The sequence below is a fragment of the Lysinibacillus antri genome (assembly GCF_003977595.1).
Classification (GTDB): Bacteria; Bacillota; Bacilli; order Bacillales_A; family Planococcaceae; genus Ureibacillus; species Ureibacillus antri.
Window position 1 is genome coordinate 86,079 of sequence record NZ_RYYR01000001.1, and the last position, 16,108, is coordinate 102,186.

At 36.8% G+C, this 16,108-nt stretch carries 17 protein-coding genes; all 17 read right to left on the reverse strand.

The genetic code is table 11. From position 1 onward, the window contains the following. Positions 1-24: 24 nt before the first annotated feature. The 17 genes from ahrC to EK386_RS00515 all read right to left on the reverse strand — a co-directional run bounded on the left by ahrC (position 25) and on the right by EK386_RS00515 (position 16,096). Positions 25-474 (reverse strand): transcriptional regulator AhrC/ArgR, encoded by a 450-nt coding sequence (gene ahrC, locus EK386_RS00435; RefSeq protein WP_126657038.1) that lies wholly within the window; start codon positions 472-474, stop codon positions 25-27. Positions 475-1,050: 576 nt separating this feature from the next. After that, the gene (locus EK386_RS00440) at positions 1,051-1,869 is read right to left on the reverse strand and encodes a TlyA family RNA methyltransferase (RefSeq protein WP_126657039.1); all 819 of its coding nucleotides are present in this window, start codon (positions 1,867-1,869) and stop codon (positions 1,051-1,053) included. Further along, positions 1,866-3,770: a 1-deoxy-D-xylulose-5-phosphate synthase gene (dxs, locus tag EK386_RS00445; RefSeq protein ID WP_126657040.1), complete on the reverse strand. Its 1,905-nt coding sequence runs from the start codon at positions 3,768-3,770 to the stop codon at positions 1,866-1,868. The genes EK386_RS00440 and dxs overlap by 4 nt, the downstream gene beginning before the upstream one ends. A 166-nt stretch (positions 3,771-3,936) precedes the next feature. Further along, positions 3,937-4,821, reverse strand: a complete 885-nt coding sequence (locus tag EK386_RS00450) for a polyprenyl synthetase family protein (protein ID WP_126657041.1) — start codon at positions 4,819-4,821, stop codon at positions 3,937-3,939. Continuing rightward, a complete protein-coding gene (locus tag EK386_RS00455) occupies positions 4,818-5,054 on the reverse strand; it encodes an exodeoxyribonuclease VII small subunit (RefSeq protein ID WP_126657042.1) in 237 nt (78 codons plus the stop codon). Before EK386_RS00455 ends, EK386_RS00450 begins: the two co-directional genes overlap by 4 nt. Before the next feature lie 8 nt (positions 5,055-5,062). Then, complete coding sequence (gene xseA / locus EK386_RS00460) at positions 5,063-6,406, reverse strand: exodeoxyribonuclease VII large subunit (RefSeq protein WP_126657043.1); 1,344 nt, start codon at positions 6,404-6,406, stop codon at positions 5,063-5,065. Positions 6,407-6,675: 269 nt separating this feature from the next. Beyond that, positions 6,676-7,551, reverse strand: a complete 876-nt coding sequence (gene folD, locus EK386_RS00465) for a bifunctional methylenetetrahydrofolate dehydrogenase/methenyltetrahydrofolate cyclohydrolase FolD (RefSeq protein ID WP_126657044.1) — start codon at positions 7,549-7,551, stop codon at positions 6,676-6,678. 23 nt (positions 7,552-7,574) lie between these two features. Continuing rightward, entirely contained in the window at positions 7,575-7,961 is a 387-nt protein-coding gene (gene nusB, locus EK386_RS00470; protein ID WP_126657045.1) for a transcription antitermination factor NusB, read from the reverse strand. A gap of 240 nt (positions 7,962-8,201) precedes the next feature. Beyond that, entirely contained in the window at positions 8,202-9,692 is a 1,491-nt protein-coding gene (glpK, locus tag EK386_RS00475; RefSeq protein ID WP_126657046.1) for a glycerol kinase GlpK, read from the reverse strand. 123 nt (positions 9,693-9,815) lie between these two features. Next, positions 9,816-10,049: a small acid-soluble spore protein Tlp gene (tlp, locus tag EK386_RS00480; RefSeq protein WP_126657047.1), complete on the reverse strand. Its 234-nt coding sequence runs from the start codon at positions 10,047-10,049 to the stop codon at positions 9,816-9,818. Positions 10,050-10,214: 165 nt separating this feature from the next. Next, a complete protein-coding gene (locus EK386_RS00485) occupies positions 10,215-10,619 on the reverse strand; it encodes an Asp23/Gls24 family envelope stress response protein (protein WP_126657048.1) in 405 nt (134 codons plus the stop codon). Between the two features lie 128 nt (positions 10,620-10,747). Continuing rightward, positions 10,748-11,725, reverse strand: a complete 978-nt coding sequence (locus EK386_RS00490; protein ID WP_126657049.1) for an LLM class flavin-dependent oxidoreductase — start codon at positions 11,723-11,725, stop codon at positions 10,748-10,750. Positions 11,726-11,835: 110 nt separating this feature from the next. Then, positions 11,836-13,209: an acetyl-CoA carboxylase biotin carboxylase subunit gene (gene accC, locus EK386_RS00495; RefSeq protein WP_126657050.1), complete on the reverse strand. Its 1,374-nt coding sequence runs from the start codon at positions 13,207-13,209 to the stop codon at positions 11,836-11,838. A gap of 14 nt (positions 13,210-13,223) precedes the next feature. Then, positions 13,224-13,727, reverse strand: coding sequence for an acetyl-CoA carboxylase biotin carboxyl carrier protein (accB, locus tag EK386_RS00500; protein WP_126657051.1), 504 nt, complete (start codon positions 13,725-13,727; stop codon positions 13,224-13,226). Positions 13,728-13,917: 190 nt separating this feature from the next. Beyond that, entirely contained in the window at positions 13,918-14,457 is a 540-nt protein-coding gene (locus EK386_RS00505) for a SpoIIIAH-like family protein (RefSeq protein WP_126657052.1), read from the reverse strand. Beyond that, complete coding sequence (locus EK386_RS00510) at positions 14,454-14,858, reverse strand: SpoIIIAG-related protein (RefSeq protein ID WP_126657053.1); 405 nt, start codon at positions 14,856-14,858, stop codon at positions 14,454-14,456. The genes EK386_RS00505 and EK386_RS00510 overlap by 4 nt, the downstream gene beginning before the upstream one ends. Before the next feature lie 326 nt (positions 14,859-15,184). Further along, entirely contained in the window at positions 15,185-16,096 is a 912-nt protein-coding gene (locus EK386_RS00515) for a stage III sporulation protein AE (RefSeq protein WP_126657054.1), read from the reverse strand. Between the last annotated feature and the right edge of the window lie 12 nt (positions 16,097-16,108).

Sequence of the window (16,108 nt, forward strand, 5' to 3'; positions counted from 1 at the left end):
ATCCACCTCTTATTTAAGTAAATCTTATAATAAATCTATGATACGTTGTTTCACGACTTCTCGATCTTCGTCTCTACGACAAATAATTAAAATCGTATCGTCACCAGATAACGTTCCTAGTAATTCCGGCCATTCTAAATGATCTAATAAAACTGCAATCGCATTACCGTTACCCGGTAAAGATTTTAACATTAAAAAATGCGATACTCCATCAATGCTAACAAATGAATCTGATAATGCTCTTTGAAGTTTTTGTAGCGGATTAAAACGCTGATCTGCCGGTAAACTATATTTATAACGACCATCTTGTAGTGGTACTTTCACTAAATGTAATTCTTTAATATCTCTTGATACTGTTGCTTGTGTTATGTTATAGCCATTTTGTTTTAAACGATCCACTAGTTCATCTTGTGTTTCAATTTCATTATTTGTAATGATTTCACGAATGCGCATATGACGTTGACCTTTATTCAATCTATCTCACCCCAAATGAATATTTATGTATAATTATACTATCATCTCAATTTAAATACTATTATTAAAACGCATTTTTCGCCAAAAAGAACAAAATGCATACATCCTTATTTGCAAAGTAGCGAATACAATCACAGAAATTGAAATAAAAAGAGAGTGTCTGATACGCACTTATAAAGTGTAATAGCAGCTTTAGAAATGATAAAAATTTTCTCAATCAATAGATGCGAACAGAGTTTCAAAAAAGGTTAGCGTAGTGAGCGGACTTAGCACACAAGCCGCAAAGCCACGTTGTACGTGTCTTTACGATTTGTCTTAGTGCTTAGTGAAAGGTCCGCTCACATTTGTGAATACCTACAAAAGTTTCTAGATATAGTACGCGGCTTACAGTGGTTGGCCTCGCTTTCTTATTATAGGTTATATTAGCTGAAGCCGTGCCCACGCTAAAACGTTCACCTAGCGGAAATCAACAGACTCCGAAAGCAAAAATGTACAATTCAGATTCATCCCACTGAATTGTACATTTTTTACTGTTTGGACAGTCCCTTTTTATCATGTTTAAAATATGCACTAGTATTATTTTAATTCATTATGTGCGTCTTCTACTACTTGTTGAAAATTCGTAAACGGCTCGATTTCCTCATTCAACATTGGATTAACTAAATGGAATAAAAATTCAATATTTCCTTCTCCACCTGTTATTGGCGAATAGGATGCATTTTTGACAATAAATCCAATATCCGATGCCATTTTTGCTGTATCCAAAAGAACATCTAAATGCACTTTAGGGTCCCGAACAATTCCCTTTTTACCAACATTTTCCCTACCTGCTTCAAATTGTGGTTTCACTAAAGCCATCACATCGCCACCTGGAATTAAAATTGTTTTTAATACCGGTAAAATCAATGACAATGAAATAAAGGAAACATCAATCGTTGCAAATTCAGGTAATCCGTTCGTAAAATCTTCTGGCTTTGAATAGCGAAAGTTTGTTTTTTCCATGACCGTTACGCGCTCATCTGATCGAATTTTCCATGCTAATTGATTGGAGCCAACATCTAATGCATAGCAATGTTTTGCGCCATTTTGCAATGCACAGTCAGTGAATCCTCCAGTTGAGGAGCCAATATCTAACATGAGTTTGTCTTTCACAGAGAGATCAAATACTTCAAGCGCTTTTTCCAGTTTTAAGCCACCACGACTTACATATTTTAATTGAGATCCTTTTACTTGTAGAGGGGCATCAACGGAAATTTTTTCTCCGGCTTTATCAATTCGGATTTCATTGGAAAAAACTAAACCTGCCATGATCGACCTTTTCGCTTTTTCCCGCGTCTCGCATAAACCTCGTTCAACAAGTAAAATGTCCACTCGTTCTTTTATTTGTTTTGTCATACGAACTTCTTTCCTATTGTTTTGTTACTTTGTACTAAATTTTGAGCACGTGTAACTGCTTCATCCTTTGTTAAATGGATTTCGTCTAATAATAAATCCACGCTACCTTGTTCAATGAATTGATCGGGGATTCCCATACGGTCAATTAAGATATCGCTGTATTGATTTTCACTTGCAAATTCTAATACCGCACTACCAAAGCCACCTTGTAAAATGGCTTCTTCAATTGTTAGTATTGGTGTTTTCTTTGCCATTAAATCATGTAGCATATCTACATCTAATGGTTTAATAAAGCGTGCGTTAATTACTTTTGCATTTATACCTTGTGTTGAAAGTTCATCGGCTGCCTGCATAGCCATTGGAATTGTTGTCCCAAAGGTTAGAATTGCAACATCTTCACCTTCTTTTAGTACTTCCCAGCTACCAATTGGAATCGATTTCATTTCTTCATCCATTGGAACACCAATTCCGTTTCCACGAGGATAACGTAAAGCAATTGGTCCATCATTATAGTCAATTGCTGTTTTGACCATATGTTGACCTTCATTTTCATCCTTAGGCATCATAAGTACGATGTTTGGAATATGACGAAGGAAGGCAATATCAAATACACCTTGATGGGTCTCCCCATCGGCACCAACAAGACCGGATCGATCAATTCCAATAAAAACATTTAAATTTGGTCGTGCAATATCATGTAATACTTGATCATAGGCACGTTGTAAAAATGTTGAATAAATTGCAAGGTATGGTTTCATTCCTTGTGTTGCTAATCCAGCTGCCATCGTTGTTGCGTGTTGTTCAGCGATCCCAACATCAAAGAATCGATTTGGAAAATCTCTTTGGATCCCTTCCATTTTGGATCCGACAGGCATTGCTGGAGTAATGGCAACAATTCGTTTATCATTTTTCATTAATTTACGAACGGATTCAGATACTAAGCTACTCCAAGCAGGTCCTTTTACAGTCCCTTTCACAAAGTCACCCGTTTCCATTTTATATGGTCCCGTACCATGCCAAGTGCCGACAGTATCTTCCTCAGCAGGTTTATAGCCTTTTCCTTTTTTCGTAATAACATGAACAAGAACTGGTCCTGTAACCTTTTTTGCATAATCTAACGTTTTTTCTAATGCTTCAAAATCGTGTCCATCAATTGGTCCTAAATACTTAAAGCCCATTTCCTCAAAAAATACACCAGAGACAACTAAATATTTCAAGCTATCTTTTACACGTTCTGCCGTACTTGCTACTTTTCCACCAAGTACAGGGATTTTCTTCATTAATGATTCTAATTCTTCTTTGGCTTTTGAATATTCCTTAGCCGTACGTAAACGACCTAAAATACTATGCAGTGCCCCTACATTCGGTGCAATGGACATTTCATTATCATTTAAGATGACAATCATATTCGTTTTTTCATGACCAATATGATTTAACGCTTCTAATGCCATACCACCTGTTAGAGCACCATCCCCGATAATAGGTACCACGTAATTTCGATCGCGTTTAATGTCACGAGCTATGGCCATTCCCATCGCAGCTGAAAGAGAGGTTGAGCTATGACCAGTTTCCCATTCATCATGGTCGCTTTCCATTCTTTTAGGGAATCCGCTTAAACCTTTAAACTGACGCAATGTATCAAATTGACTTGCACGACCTGTTAATATTTTATGAACATACGCTTGATGACCTACATCCCATAAAAACTTATCTTTTGGACTATTAAAGGCTTTATGGAGCGCTATTGTTAATTCGACGACGCCTAAATTCGGGCCGATATGTCCCCCAGTAATTGAACACTTTTCAATAAGGAAAGAACGAATATCATTAGCCAATGATTCAAGCTCTTTCTTGCTCATATTTTTTAAAAAGGATGGACTAGTAATTTTAGTTAAATCCATCTCTCACACACCTTTTCATCAAATTTATAAGAAAAGCGAAAGCGGCTCACGGCGAAAACTAGAACAAAATATAAAAGCGAACTTAACCTACTTTTCTTATCTTATACTAAAACGTTCTTACTATTATAACAATGAAAACACTAATTCTAAAGTTTTTCCTACGAAATTAGTTGTGTCTTTTTACGATATATTGTGCAAATTCTTGTAAAATTATTGTATTCTTATCAATTTTACCTAAAGCGGCAATTGCAAATTGATAGTGTTCTTCTAGTTTTTGCTTTGCACCTTCTAATGTTAAAAGGGCCGGATATGTGCTCTTGTGGCTTTCAACGTCCTTACCAGCTGTTTTCCCAAGTTCTTCTGTCGTCCCAACGATATCTAAGATGTCATCTTGGATTTGGAATGCCAATCCAATATGATGCGCATACTCAACTAGAGCAAAACGTTCTTCCATCGTTGCATCTGATAGCACTGCACCAGATTCAATACTAAAACGTAGAAGCGCTCCTGTTTTATTGACATGAACGTTTTCTAATTCTGGTAGGCTAAGGGTGCGCTTTTCGCCATCCATATCAAGTACTTGACCGCCAACCATTCCTTCTGCTCCAGCAGCTACACTTAATAAATTGATTAATTCAATTCTTTTTTCTGGAGTAATGTTTTCCATTCTTGCGAGAATCCCAAAGCTTAACGTATTTAATGCATCTCCAGCTAATGTTGCCAATGCATCTCCATAAATTACATGATTCGTTGGTTTTCCACGACGCATGTCATCATTATCCATACTTGGTAAATCGTCATGAATAAGTGAATATGTATGGATCATTTCAACCACTGCCCCAACAGTATAAGCTTCTTTTTGATTATTATGAAACATATTGCAGACAGCTAATACAAAAAGTGGACGTACTCTTTTTCCACCAGCCTTTAAAGAATAGAGCATCGATTCTTTTAATTGTGATGGTGCTTTTATATTTTCTACTAGTGAATATAATTCTTCTTCAAGTTTTGGCAAATTGTCGTTAATAAATTGTTTTAATGTAGTGGTCATTCGTTGTCCTCTCCATTTGTTGGGTCGAATCGCTGTATTTCGCCATTTTCATTTACAATTGAAATTAATTGCTTTTCTGCATTTTGTAATTTTTCATGGCAAAAATGAGATAATTCCATCCCCTTTTTATATAAATCAATTGCTTCTTCTAAAGGTACATCACCTTGTTCTAGTTTGCGGACGATATCTTCTAGCTGTGTCATGGCGATAGCAAAATTTTGTTGTTTTTCCATGCCTTGCCTCACTCCTTCATCCTAAGTTTTGTTATTTTCGCTTCTGCTTCTCCATCATGATAATGAATGGAAATTGTATCTTCTATTTTTAATTGGGATGCAGATCTAATCACTTTATCTTCTTTATAGGACACACTATATCCTCTCGTCATGATCGCCAATGGATTTAATGCTTCTAATGTTCGAATCGCAGCCACGTATGAATCTTTCTGCTTATCAATCACTGAATTGATGGACCGTGTTAAGCGATTCGACGTTTGTTCTAATTGATTTTGATAATATTGGATTGCATTTTTAGGTGAATTTAGTTTAAGTGCGGTATCTAATTGTTGCAATTCATTATTTTTCTTCATTAAATACAGTTGTGACGCTCTTCCTAACTGCATATCCATTTGAATTAATTTTTCTGTAAACGGTCGATAAAGACGCTCCGGTGATGCTAACGGATAAGCGTTTCGAAGTTTTGTTAATCGATTTCGTTCAAAATTTAATTTAGTTGACACCATTTGGTGAAGCTGAGATCGGTTTTTTAAAATACGTTGCACTAATTCTTGTTGATTTGGCACTGCTAACTCTGCTGCTGCAGTTGGTGTAGGTGCGCGTAAATCTGCAACAAAATCAGTTATTGTCGTATCTGTCTCATGTCCAACCGCACTAATAATAGGGATTTTACTTTCAAAGATTGCCCGCGCAACAATTTCTTCATTAAATGCCCATAAGTCTTCAATAGATCCACCACCGCGCCCTACTATTAAGACGTCACATCGTTGTTGTCTGTTCGCTAGTTGAATATTTTTTACAATATTTGGTGCTGCATTTTCACCTTGTACAACTGTTGGATAGATGATAATTTCAACTAATGGATAGCGTCTTGAGATTGTTGTACAAATATCCCGAATAGCCGCTCCTGAAGTTGCAGTTAATACTCCGACTGTTTTTGGAAAAATCGGAATCGGCTGTTTAAAATTCGGATTAAATAACCCTTCATTCATCAACTTTTCCTTTAGCTGATTAAAGGCCACAAAAAGACCTCCGACTCCATCTGGTTCCATCGTTTGGACATAAAGCTGGTAAACACCTGTAGCCTCATACACACTGACTTCACCACGGATGAACACTTGCATACCTTCCTCAGGTTTAAACTTTAATTTACTCGCATTCATGCGAAACATCGCTGCCGTAATTCGGGAAGCATCATCTTTTAAAGTGAAGTAAATGTGCCCTGACGGATGATTTTTTACATTTGATAACTCGCCTTTCACATAAACCTCACGTAAATGTGGATCAGCATCAAATTTTCTTCTTATATATTTCGTTAAAGCTTTTACAGTTAAATACGAAGTTGATGTCATCTATAAGGACTCCTTAGTAATCATAAACTTTTTGTCCAATAGAAAAGCTGTTTCTCTTTAGAAAACACCCTTTGTCACATTCGTTCCAACAAAGAATGGTGTTTTCTACGGATCATCTATTTAACAAGCTTGATCCGCTTTTAGAAAAACAGCTTCTGTCATTTTATCCCACAAAGTGGGCATAGACGTTCACTTCAAGGTATAGTGAAGCGAAAACGAGACAGATCCTGTACATCGAATCTCCTCACTTGTTGAAGGTTCAATTTATATTACATGTTTTGAATGTACTTGGCCTGTGACAATTGTTTTTGTGCAGATTGTACAGTGTTATAAAGTAACATTGTAATTGTCATTGGACCTACTCCTCCTGGAACTGGTGTAATATGAGAAGCGATTGGCTCTACTTCTGCAAAATTCACGTCTCCAGTGAGTTTATTGTTTTCATCACGATTAATACCTACATCAATTACGACCGCGCCAGGTTTAATATGTTCTTTTGAAATAAAATTAGCTCGACCTACTGCTGCGATTAAAATATCCGCTTGTTTCGTAATAGCAGGTAAATCTGGTGTTTTGGAATGTGTATATGTAACAGTCGCGTCTTTTTGAAGTAACAGTTGTCCCATTGGCTTACCAACGATATGGCTACGTCCAACGACTACAGCATGCTTCCCAGCAATTTCGATACCAGAATACTCTAATAGTTTCATTACGCCAAATGGAGTACAAGGTAAGAACGTATCTTGTCCTAACATCATTTTCCCTACACTTACAGGTGAGAAACCATCCACATCTTTTTCAGGTGAAATTGTTGCGATTACATTGTCTTCATCAATATGTTTTGGTAAAGGTAATTGAACTAAAATTCCGTGAATATCATGTCGATTATTTAAGATACGAATTTGGTCAAGGAGTTCTTCCTCTGTCACTTCTGCAGGTAATTTAATTAATTCAGAAAAAATCCCGATTGCTTCACATGATTTTTGTTTGTTGCGGACATACGTTTGAGAAGCTGGATTATCCCCAACTAAAATTACTGCAAGACCAGGCGTGATTCCCTCTTCCTTTAATTGCACTACTTGTTCTGCTACTGATTTACGAATTTCTTGACCAATTTCATTTCCACTAATAATGCTGCTCGCCATTTTTGTTACTTCCTTTCATACGACTATTGTTGTGTAAATTTCGATAGAACACCATTTACAAATTTGCTTGATTTTTCGTCACCAAACGTTTTACAAAGCTCAATTGCTTCATTTAATACAACACGATTTGGTGCGTCCTCCATATATTGTAATTCATAAACAGCTAAACGCAATACTGTTCTTTCGATTTTTGGTAGACGGCCGAGTGACCAATTTTCTAAGTTCTTTTCTAGTGCTTCGTCGATTTCCTGTTGATGTTTTGTCACACCATGGACTAACTGCTCAAAGAACGCATCAGACTCGTCTTCATTTAATATATGTCCAATCGCCTCTTCTAAAGTTAGATCCTGCGTGTTATCTAACTGAAACAGTACTTGTACCGCTTTTTCTCGCGCGTCATGTCGTTTCATTATTTAAATCTCCTTCATTCTTAACATTAAGTTTTATAATAACATATTTTAGCTTTTCTAACACTCCTTCAAACAATACAAGTGAAAAAATACACAAAATCCGTTTATTTCTAGAATTCGATTGACCTGTTTGTAGTTAGCACTCCTGGATCCAGTCTGTATTGACATGATCTTATTGGAGAAGTGGTTTTCCTTAATATGTATGCTATCCAGAGGAAGTACGATCTGGATAGCCTATTTTTATTTAAAAACTTGTGCCGCCTGAACTGCTTTTTGCCATCCTTTATACAACGCTTCTTTTTGATCTTGTTCCATTGATGGCTCAAATTTTCGTTGCAATTTCCAATGGTGTGCGATTTCCTCTTTACTTTCCCAAAATCCAACTGCAAGGCCCGCTAAATAAGCTGCACCTAGCGCGGTCGTCTCATTAATTTCGGGACGTTCGACGGGGACAGCTAATAAATCTGATTGAAATTGCATTAATAAATTATTTTTCACAACGCCTCCATCGACACGTAACGATTTCAAAGAGAGTTCTGAATCTTTTTCCATCGCATCTAATACATCTTTTGTTTGGTACGCCAATGACTCTAACGTTGCTCGAATGAAATGTTCCTTTGTTGTACCTCGAGTTAACCCAAACACCGCTCCTCGTACATCACTATCCCAATAAGGCGTTCCGAGACCGACAAAGGCAGGAACAACATATACACCATCTGTACTTTTCACTTTTTCTGCATAACGTTCACTTTCAGAAGAATCTCGGAACATCCGTAAACCATCACGAAGCCATTGAATAGCAGAACCCGCCACAAAAATGCTTCCTTCAAGAGCATATTCGACTTTCCCATCAACTCCCCAGGCAATCGTTGTTAATAATCCATGATTAGAACAAACTGCCTTTTCTCCCGTATTCATTAACATAAAGCAACCGGTGCCATATGTATTTTTCACCATTCCGGACTCAAAGCATGCTTGACCAAACAAAGCTGCTTGTTGGTCACCTGCAATCCCTGCAATCGGTACTTCTACACCAAAGAAGTGCTTTTTCGAAACATATCCGTAAATTTCCGATGATGGTCGAACTTGAGGTAACATGGAGGAAGGAATATTTAATAGTTGTAAAAGCTCCTCGTCCCATTTCAATTCATAAATATTATAAAGTAATGTCCTTGACGCGTTGGAATAATCGGTTACATGCACTTTACCAGTTGTTAATTTCCATATAATCCACGTATCAATTGTCCCGAATAATAATTCGCCTTTTTGTGCTTTTTCACGTGCCCCCGGAACATGATCTAATATCCACTTCACCTTTGTTCCGGAAAAATAAGCATCTACAATTAAACCTGTTTTTTCTCGAAATAAATCACTATACCCATCATCAATCAGTTGCTGGCAAATGTCTGCGGTTTGTCTTGATTGCCAAACAATGGCATGGTAAATCGGTTCACCGGTTGTTTTATCCCATACGACAGTTGTTTCTCGTTGATTCGTAATACCGATCCCTGCAATTTGTTCAGGTTGAATATTTTTTTCGGATAATACCATCGCAATGACAGACAGAATGGAACTCCAAATTTCATTGGCATTATGCTCAACCCACCCTGAATGAGGAAAGTACTGTTTAAATTCTCGTTGGGCAATGTGTTCAATAGTTCCTTCTTCATTAAATAGAATGGCTCGCGAGCTTGTTGTTCCTTGATCTAAAGATAATATATACTTTTGCATCCGCAACTCTCCCCTACTAGTTTCTCTCTCTATTTTATTATATACAACATCTAGTAATCCCTTGTTTGTTTACAAGAAAAAAGAGCATGCCCTATGACATACTCCATAATTTAATACTTATTGTCATTCGTATCGTTTTCGATTTGCAGCTTCATCCTTAATTTCTTCTCTTAAACCTACTATCGCTTGTTTTCTTCGTTCATTTTTCGCATCAAGTTTTGCTCTTTCTTCAGGTCCAGCATTTGCAATTGTTTCTTCTGCTGCTTCCATATTTTGCAACGTATTTTGGACAATCGCTTGTAATTTTTCTACATTGTCTGATCGATCATCTGGATTGTGTTTTCTTTGATTTGCCATTTGTTTCGCTCCTTTTGATTGTAATTGAAATTACGGCATTAGTTTGGATGGATGCACATAAATTATTCGCTACAAAAGGAGGAAACATTTTTACAATTAAGTACTTCTATTTCAAAAGAAAAACCCTTCCTAGTGAATAAAGGAAGGGCTTACGCGAATTGTTTGTTATTCTTCATCTTTTAGTTGTTCAAACTGAATTGCGGTAATATGAACGTTGACTTCGTTTGTATCAATGGATGTCATATTAAATATTGCTTGTCTAATGGATGTTTGAACCTCTTTTGCCACTTTTGGAATGGAATAGCCATATTTTACGGAGCAGTATACATCAATGACTATTTGCCCATCCTCCGATATTGCAGCCTTTACACCCTTTGAATGCACTTTTTTTCCAAAGCGTTCTGCAACTCCTGAAGCAAAATTACCTCTTGTAGCTGCCACTCCGTCAATTTCTGTTGTGGCAATTCCAGCAATCACTTCGATTACTTCCGGCGCTACCTCTATTTGACCAAGTTCTTCTTTACCAGAAGGAGTTGGTTGTACGAAAGCTTTTGCTACTTTCTCAGCCATCTTCTTCATCCTCTCTACTTCGCAAAATTGTGGAAAAAATACAGATTTCACAAAGACTTCTATTTGTATTTTATTATACAACATTTTTCGTTACTCGGTAGGATACAATACGTGTTTTTAAACAATATTTAACGATTCCAAACTTCAGCAAGTAATTGATACGATTTTTTTCTTTTCTCTTGATCATAAATTGCACTATTTACAACGATTTCGTCTACATCTCGATTGCTTATTACTTCCACTAATTTTTCATAAACAGTTTGTTGTGAGCCAAAGAATGTGAATTTTAATTGTTGCATCACAATATTTTTCTCATGTTCCGTCCAAAGATCACTCATATTTCGTGGTGGGGGTGTTTTCCCTCGTTTTCCTTGAATCATGCCTAAAAACTGTTGGAACAGTGTACTAGCTAAAAATTCACCTTCTTCATCGGTTTCCCCAACGACAGCATTGATCCCAATCATCACATAAGGCTTGTCCAAAACTTCCGATGGTACAAAATTTCTTCTGTACGTATTTAACGCATCATCTAATAAATCTGGAGCAAAATGACTGGCGAAGGAATACGGTAAACCTAATTTCCCAGCTAACTGTGCACTATATAAACTTGACCCCAGCAACCAAATAGGAATATTTAATCCTTTCCCTGGCACGGCAATCACCGGTCGATCAATATCTTTAAAATAACCCATTAATTCGCCAACTAAACTGTCAAACTCATATGCGCCACGTTCGTCACGTCTTAATGCTCTTGCTGTCATCATATCTGACCCTGGCGCTCGACCCAAACCTAAATCCACTCGGCCTGGATACATGGATTCAAGTGTTCCAAACTGCTCGGCGACTACTAAAGGAGCATGATTCGGTAACATAATCCCTCCAGCACCAACTCGAATGGATGTCGACGCACCAAGTAAATAACTCATTAAAATTGGAGTCGCAGAACTGGCAATCCCTTGCATATTATGATGTTCAGCTACCCAGTAACGGTAATACCCATGCTTTTCAACATGTTGAATTAATTCTCGGCTATAAATAAAAGATTTAGCAGGTGTTTCACCTTCTAAAACGGGTGCTAAATCCAAAACGGATAATTTTGGTACCATCTTCTCTCCCCTTTCTCCTTTAGTATAATGGGAATTTGTAATTGATTCATTTATTTACACTTACAAAAAAAGAGACCTTCTCAAAATGAGAAAGCCCCTTTTAGTAAATATTATTTCGTTACTGATTCTTTTTTAACGTTTAAAATATCATTCTCTTCAAGGAATTTTGTATTGAATTTCCCTGATTGGAATACTTCGTTGTTCATTAAAGCTTGGTGGAATGGAATTGTTGTGTTGATTCCAGGACCAGATACTTCAAATTCGCTTAATGCACGATTCATACGAGCAATTGCTTCTTCACGTGTATCGGCATGAACAATTAGTTTTGCTACCATTGAATCGTAGAATGGTGGGATTGTATAACCTGCGTAAACAGCAGAGTCAATACGAACGCCATATCCACCTGGTGTAATGTACGTATCTACTGTACCAGCTGAAGGCATAAAGTTTTTGTATGCATTTTCAGCATTGATACGGCATTCAATCGCCCAACCATTAATTTTAATGTCTTCTTGAGCAAATGGTAACTTCTCACCAGAAGCGATTTTTAATTGTTGTTGAACTAAGTCAACACCTGTAATCATTTCTGTTACTGGGTGTTCTACTTGGATACGCGTGTTCATTTCCATGAAGTAGAACTTATCTGCTTGGTAATCATAGATAAATTCAATTGTACCTGCACCTTCATAGTTACAAGCTTGTGCCGCTTTAACAGCTGCTGCACCCATTTCTGCACGTCTTTCTTCAGATAATGCTGGAGATGGCGCTTCTTCTACTAATTTTTGCATGCGTCGTTGAACTGTACAATCACGTTCACCTAAATGCACTACGTTACCGTGACCATCCGCTAATACTTGAATTTCACAGTGACGGAAGTATTCAATGAATTTTTCTAAATACACACCAGGGTTACCGAATGCTGCAGCAGCTTCTTTTTGCGTAATCTCAATACCTTTTACAAGATCTTCTTCTGTGCGAGCTACACGGATCCCTTTACCACCGCCACCAGCAGTAGCTTTAATAATTACAGGGTAACCAATTTTGTTTGCCCATTCTTTACCTGTTTCGATATCTGGAACAATTCCAGTACCAGGAACAAGAGGAACTCCTGCTTCTTCCATCGTATCACGCGCAACGTCTTTAATACCCATGATTTTAATAGAATCAGAAGATGGACCAATAAATTTAATTCCTGCACGTTCACAGCTTTCGGCAAAATCAGCGTTTTCAGCTAAGAAACCATATCCAGGGTGAATTCCATCAACACCTGTTTTTTCAGCTACACCTAGAACAGCTGGGAAGCTAAGATATGAGTCTTTTGATAATTTTGGGCCGATGCAATAAGCTTCGTCAGCTAATTTAACATGAAGTGCATCACGATCAGCTTCAGAATATACTGCCACTGTTTCGATGCCTAGTTCTTTACAAGCACGGATAATACGTACTGCAATTTCACCACGGTTTGCAATTAATACTTTTTTCATGATTGAAGCACTCCTTATTCAGGTTTCACTAAGAATAGTGGTTGACCATATTCTACTAATTGACCGTCTTTCACTAGTACTTCAACAATTTCACCTTTGATTTCAGCTTCGATTTCGTTGAATAATTTCATTGCTTCAACGATACAAACGATTGATTCATCGCCAACAACATCGCCAACTTTTACATATGCTGGAGCATCTGGTGATGGAGCTTGATAGAATGTTCCAACCATAGGAGATGTAATTTTATGTAATGAAGAATCATCTACATTAACTGGAGTAGCTTTTACTTCTTCTACTTTTACTTCTTCAGCTTTAGGCGCTGGAGCAGCTACAGCAACTGGAGTTTGTTGTACTACAGGAGCGGCTACTTCTTTTTTAGGAGCTACTACTTCTGTTAAAACACCATTGCTCTTTTTTAATTTAATTTTTGCACCTTCATTTTCATATACAAACTCGTCAATTGTTGACCCATCTACTAATTTAATAATTTCTCTTAATTCTTGTACTTTAAACAATATAGACACCCCTTATTTTTTATAACTACAAGTACCATTTTATAATTTTTTGAAACATTTTGAAATAATTAATTTTTATTTTTATAGAAATAATGTAAAAAACAGTGCTTTCGTTGTAAAAACGAACGCACTGCGCAATTTCTGTTATATAACATTTTCGTTTTTATTATATTAGAAGATAGTTTTCCAATTAATAGTAGTTCGATTGAGGATTTACCGTTACATCGCTAACTTCTTCTAGTTCTGAACGAACAATATAAATGATTTCGTTTGCTTGTTGTTTTGATAATTCGTCCGTTAATACCGTTACTAATGCTTTCTCACCCTCAACTCTTACTAACGCATCTGAGTAACCAAGGGATTCAATTAACATTTCTAGCATTGATTCAGAAGATTCTTGTTCAATTAAAGCATTCATCTCATTATAAGCTTCATTTTTCTCTTCAGCACTATATTGATCTGATGCAATTTTTTGCGTTAACTGATCACGAATTTGGCTACGTTCATTGCTTATTTCCATTCGCATTTCATCAAATAAATAACTTTCTGAAGTCGTTTTTAAAATCTCTTCCTCATTTACACCTGTCAATGTTGTTTCTTTTAGTGTGTCATCTGTAAAAATCGTTAATAAATCCACATCACGATTTGGCTCAAATACATAGTACACTGAAATGACGGCTGCTAAACTAAGTAGCGTTAATAACCATACTGTTCTTCTTTTTACCTTCATTGTTCATCTCCTTTGTTCTCCATCGGTACAATCATAATTCTGTGAGTAGGCATTTGCATTACTCGACTAATTGTTTCTAACAGTTTCTTTTGTATTGCTGGGTCAGAAGCGCCCTCTGAAACGACGAGCAATCCTGATACAGCCTGTTTTTCATTACTTGTACTAAAGTCTAGCAAGCTATCCTTCGATTTCGTTGCTTGACTACCATCATAATGAAAGTATACCTTTACTTGTCCAACCCCTTGTATTTGACTTAAGGTATGTTCAAGTCTGCCTTCTTCTGAAGAAGTGTCATATTGCTCTTTTACTGGATCATTTAACGTTACAGAAATGTACGCAATGAACGCTAATACTGCAATGGGAATAAAAATTAGTTTTTGCTTTGTCCATTTCTTTTCCACCTCACGTCCCCCTGCGCCCCCCTTCCATTCAATACGCCTAATTGCGATGTTCAAATAAGTTCGTTCGCAAGTGGCGTTCACTATATTGGAGTTTTTGTTCAGTAGTCACGTGTTTTTCATTGTTGCATTGCTCTTGACTGAACAAGTTTAACGTTTCAACACATTGTATGAAGCTAGTCCCAAGTCTATGCTTTAGAGTTTAAGAAAATCTAACATTGTTGTTAAAAAAATTAATAAGGTTGCTAGTTTTACATAGACTAATACATCTTTTTCATCCGCCAGAAGTAATAAACATTTTCCTATTAATATAATCGCAATTAGTTTGATCAAAAGCTTTTCCCCACCCCTAGTTGCATAATGACCATCAGGATTAACCAAATAAATACAAAGGCAATTCCTAAAAGAATAGCAACTGCACAAAGTAATAATAGAGATTTGCCAACATCATCTAACAATCCGCTTACTGTGCCACCAGTAAACGGTTCAACAATTGCAGCTAAAAACTTAAATGTTAAGGCATGGATTAATAGTTTCCCTGCTGGAAAAAAGGCAGCAACCCAAAAAGCAGTCATTGCACTAAATCCAGCTATGGTTGTAGCAGTAGATTGATATTTATGGAATATTGAGAAACCTTCTACAATAAGAGAACCGACAATTGGAATCGTTTGTTCAATTACCTTTTTTACTGGGCTTGCGATAGCTTGGTCTATCGTAAAAAAAGCAACCCCGGTAAATGAAAGAACTGTCACCATCCCAAGAAGTGATGCCGTTATTAAGGTCATCACGGTACCACGAATGAGATCAGATGCTTTTGAAAAGCTAAGATCTTGGATAAACCTTGTACAAAAATCAAGTACAAGTGCAACCGTTACTGCAGGTATTAAGATTTTTTTGCAAAGTAGCATGAGCATTTCAAATATAAAGAGAACAATTGGGCTCCATGCAATAAATGAAAACACCGCGTTTAAAACAACAAGCAAGGAAGTTAAAATCGGTGTTACGGCTAAAAAGAAATCTGATGCTATATTGACCAGTTGAGACATTAGTGAGAACGCATCCATCACAGTTTGTCCAAGCGTTAAGACGAGAACAATGACAAATAACGTGTCACCCCATTTTTTAAACGCTGGGACGAATGCCTCGAGTATTAAAAAAACAATGGTGTACGTCATGATTAAAATGATTGATTGTCCAGCTAGTTTTAATGGGTCGATAAAAATATTAAGTATTTCATTCATTGTTTAAAGCCC

Coding starts and splice junctions, on each gene's coding strand:
- EK386_RS00440 (WP_126657039.1), bottom strand. CDS start 1,869: ATGACAAAACAAATAAAAGAACGAGTGGACATTTTACTTGTTGAACGA.
- dxs (WP_126657040.1), bottom strand. CDS start 3,770: ATGGATTTAACTAAAATTACTAGTCCATCCTTTTTAAAAAATATGAGC.
- EK386_RS00450 (WP_126657041.1), bottom strand. CDS start 4,821: ATGACCACTACATTAAAACAATTTATTAACGACAATTTGCCAAAACTT.
- EK386_RS00455 (WP_126657042.1), bottom strand. CDS start 5,054: ATGGAAAAACAACAAAATTTTGCTATCGCCATGACACAGCTAGAAGAT.
- xseA (WP_126657043.1), bottom strand. CDS start 6,406: ATGACATCAACTTCGTATTTAACTGTAAAAGCTTTAACGAAATATATA.
- folD (WP_126657044.1), bottom strand. CDS start 7,551: ATGGCGAGCAGCATTATTAGTGGAAATGAAATTGGTCAAGAAATTCGT.
- nusB (WP_126657045.1), bottom strand. CDS start 7,961: ATGAAACGACATGACGCGCGAGAAAAAGCGGTACAAGTACTGTTTCAG.
- glpK (WP_126657046.1), bottom strand. CDS start 9,692: ATGCAAAAGTATATATTATCTTTAGATCAAGGAACAACAAGCTCGCGA.
- tlp (WP_126657047.1), bottom strand. CDS start 10,049: ATGGCAAATCAAAGAAAACACAATCCAGATGATCGATCAGACAATGTA.
- EK386_RS00485 (WP_126657048.1), bottom strand. CDS start 10,619: ATGGCTGAGAAAGTAGCAAAAGCTTTCGTACAACCAACTCCTTCTGGT.
- EK386_RS00490 (WP_126657049.1), bottom strand. CDS start 11,725: ATGGTACCAAAATTATCCGTTTTGGATTTAGCACCCGTTTTAGAAGGT.
- accC (WP_126657050.1), bottom strand. CDS start 13,209: ATGAAAAAAGTATTAATTGCAAACCGTGGTGAAATTGCAGTACGTATT.
- EK386_RS00505 (WP_126657052.1), bottom strand. CDS start 14,457: ATGAAGGTAAAAAGAAGAACAGTATGGTTATTAACGCTACTTAGTTTA.
- EK386_RS00515 (WP_126657054.1), bottom strand. CDS start 16,096: ATGAATGAAATACTTAATATTTTTATCGACCCATTAAAACTAGCTGGA.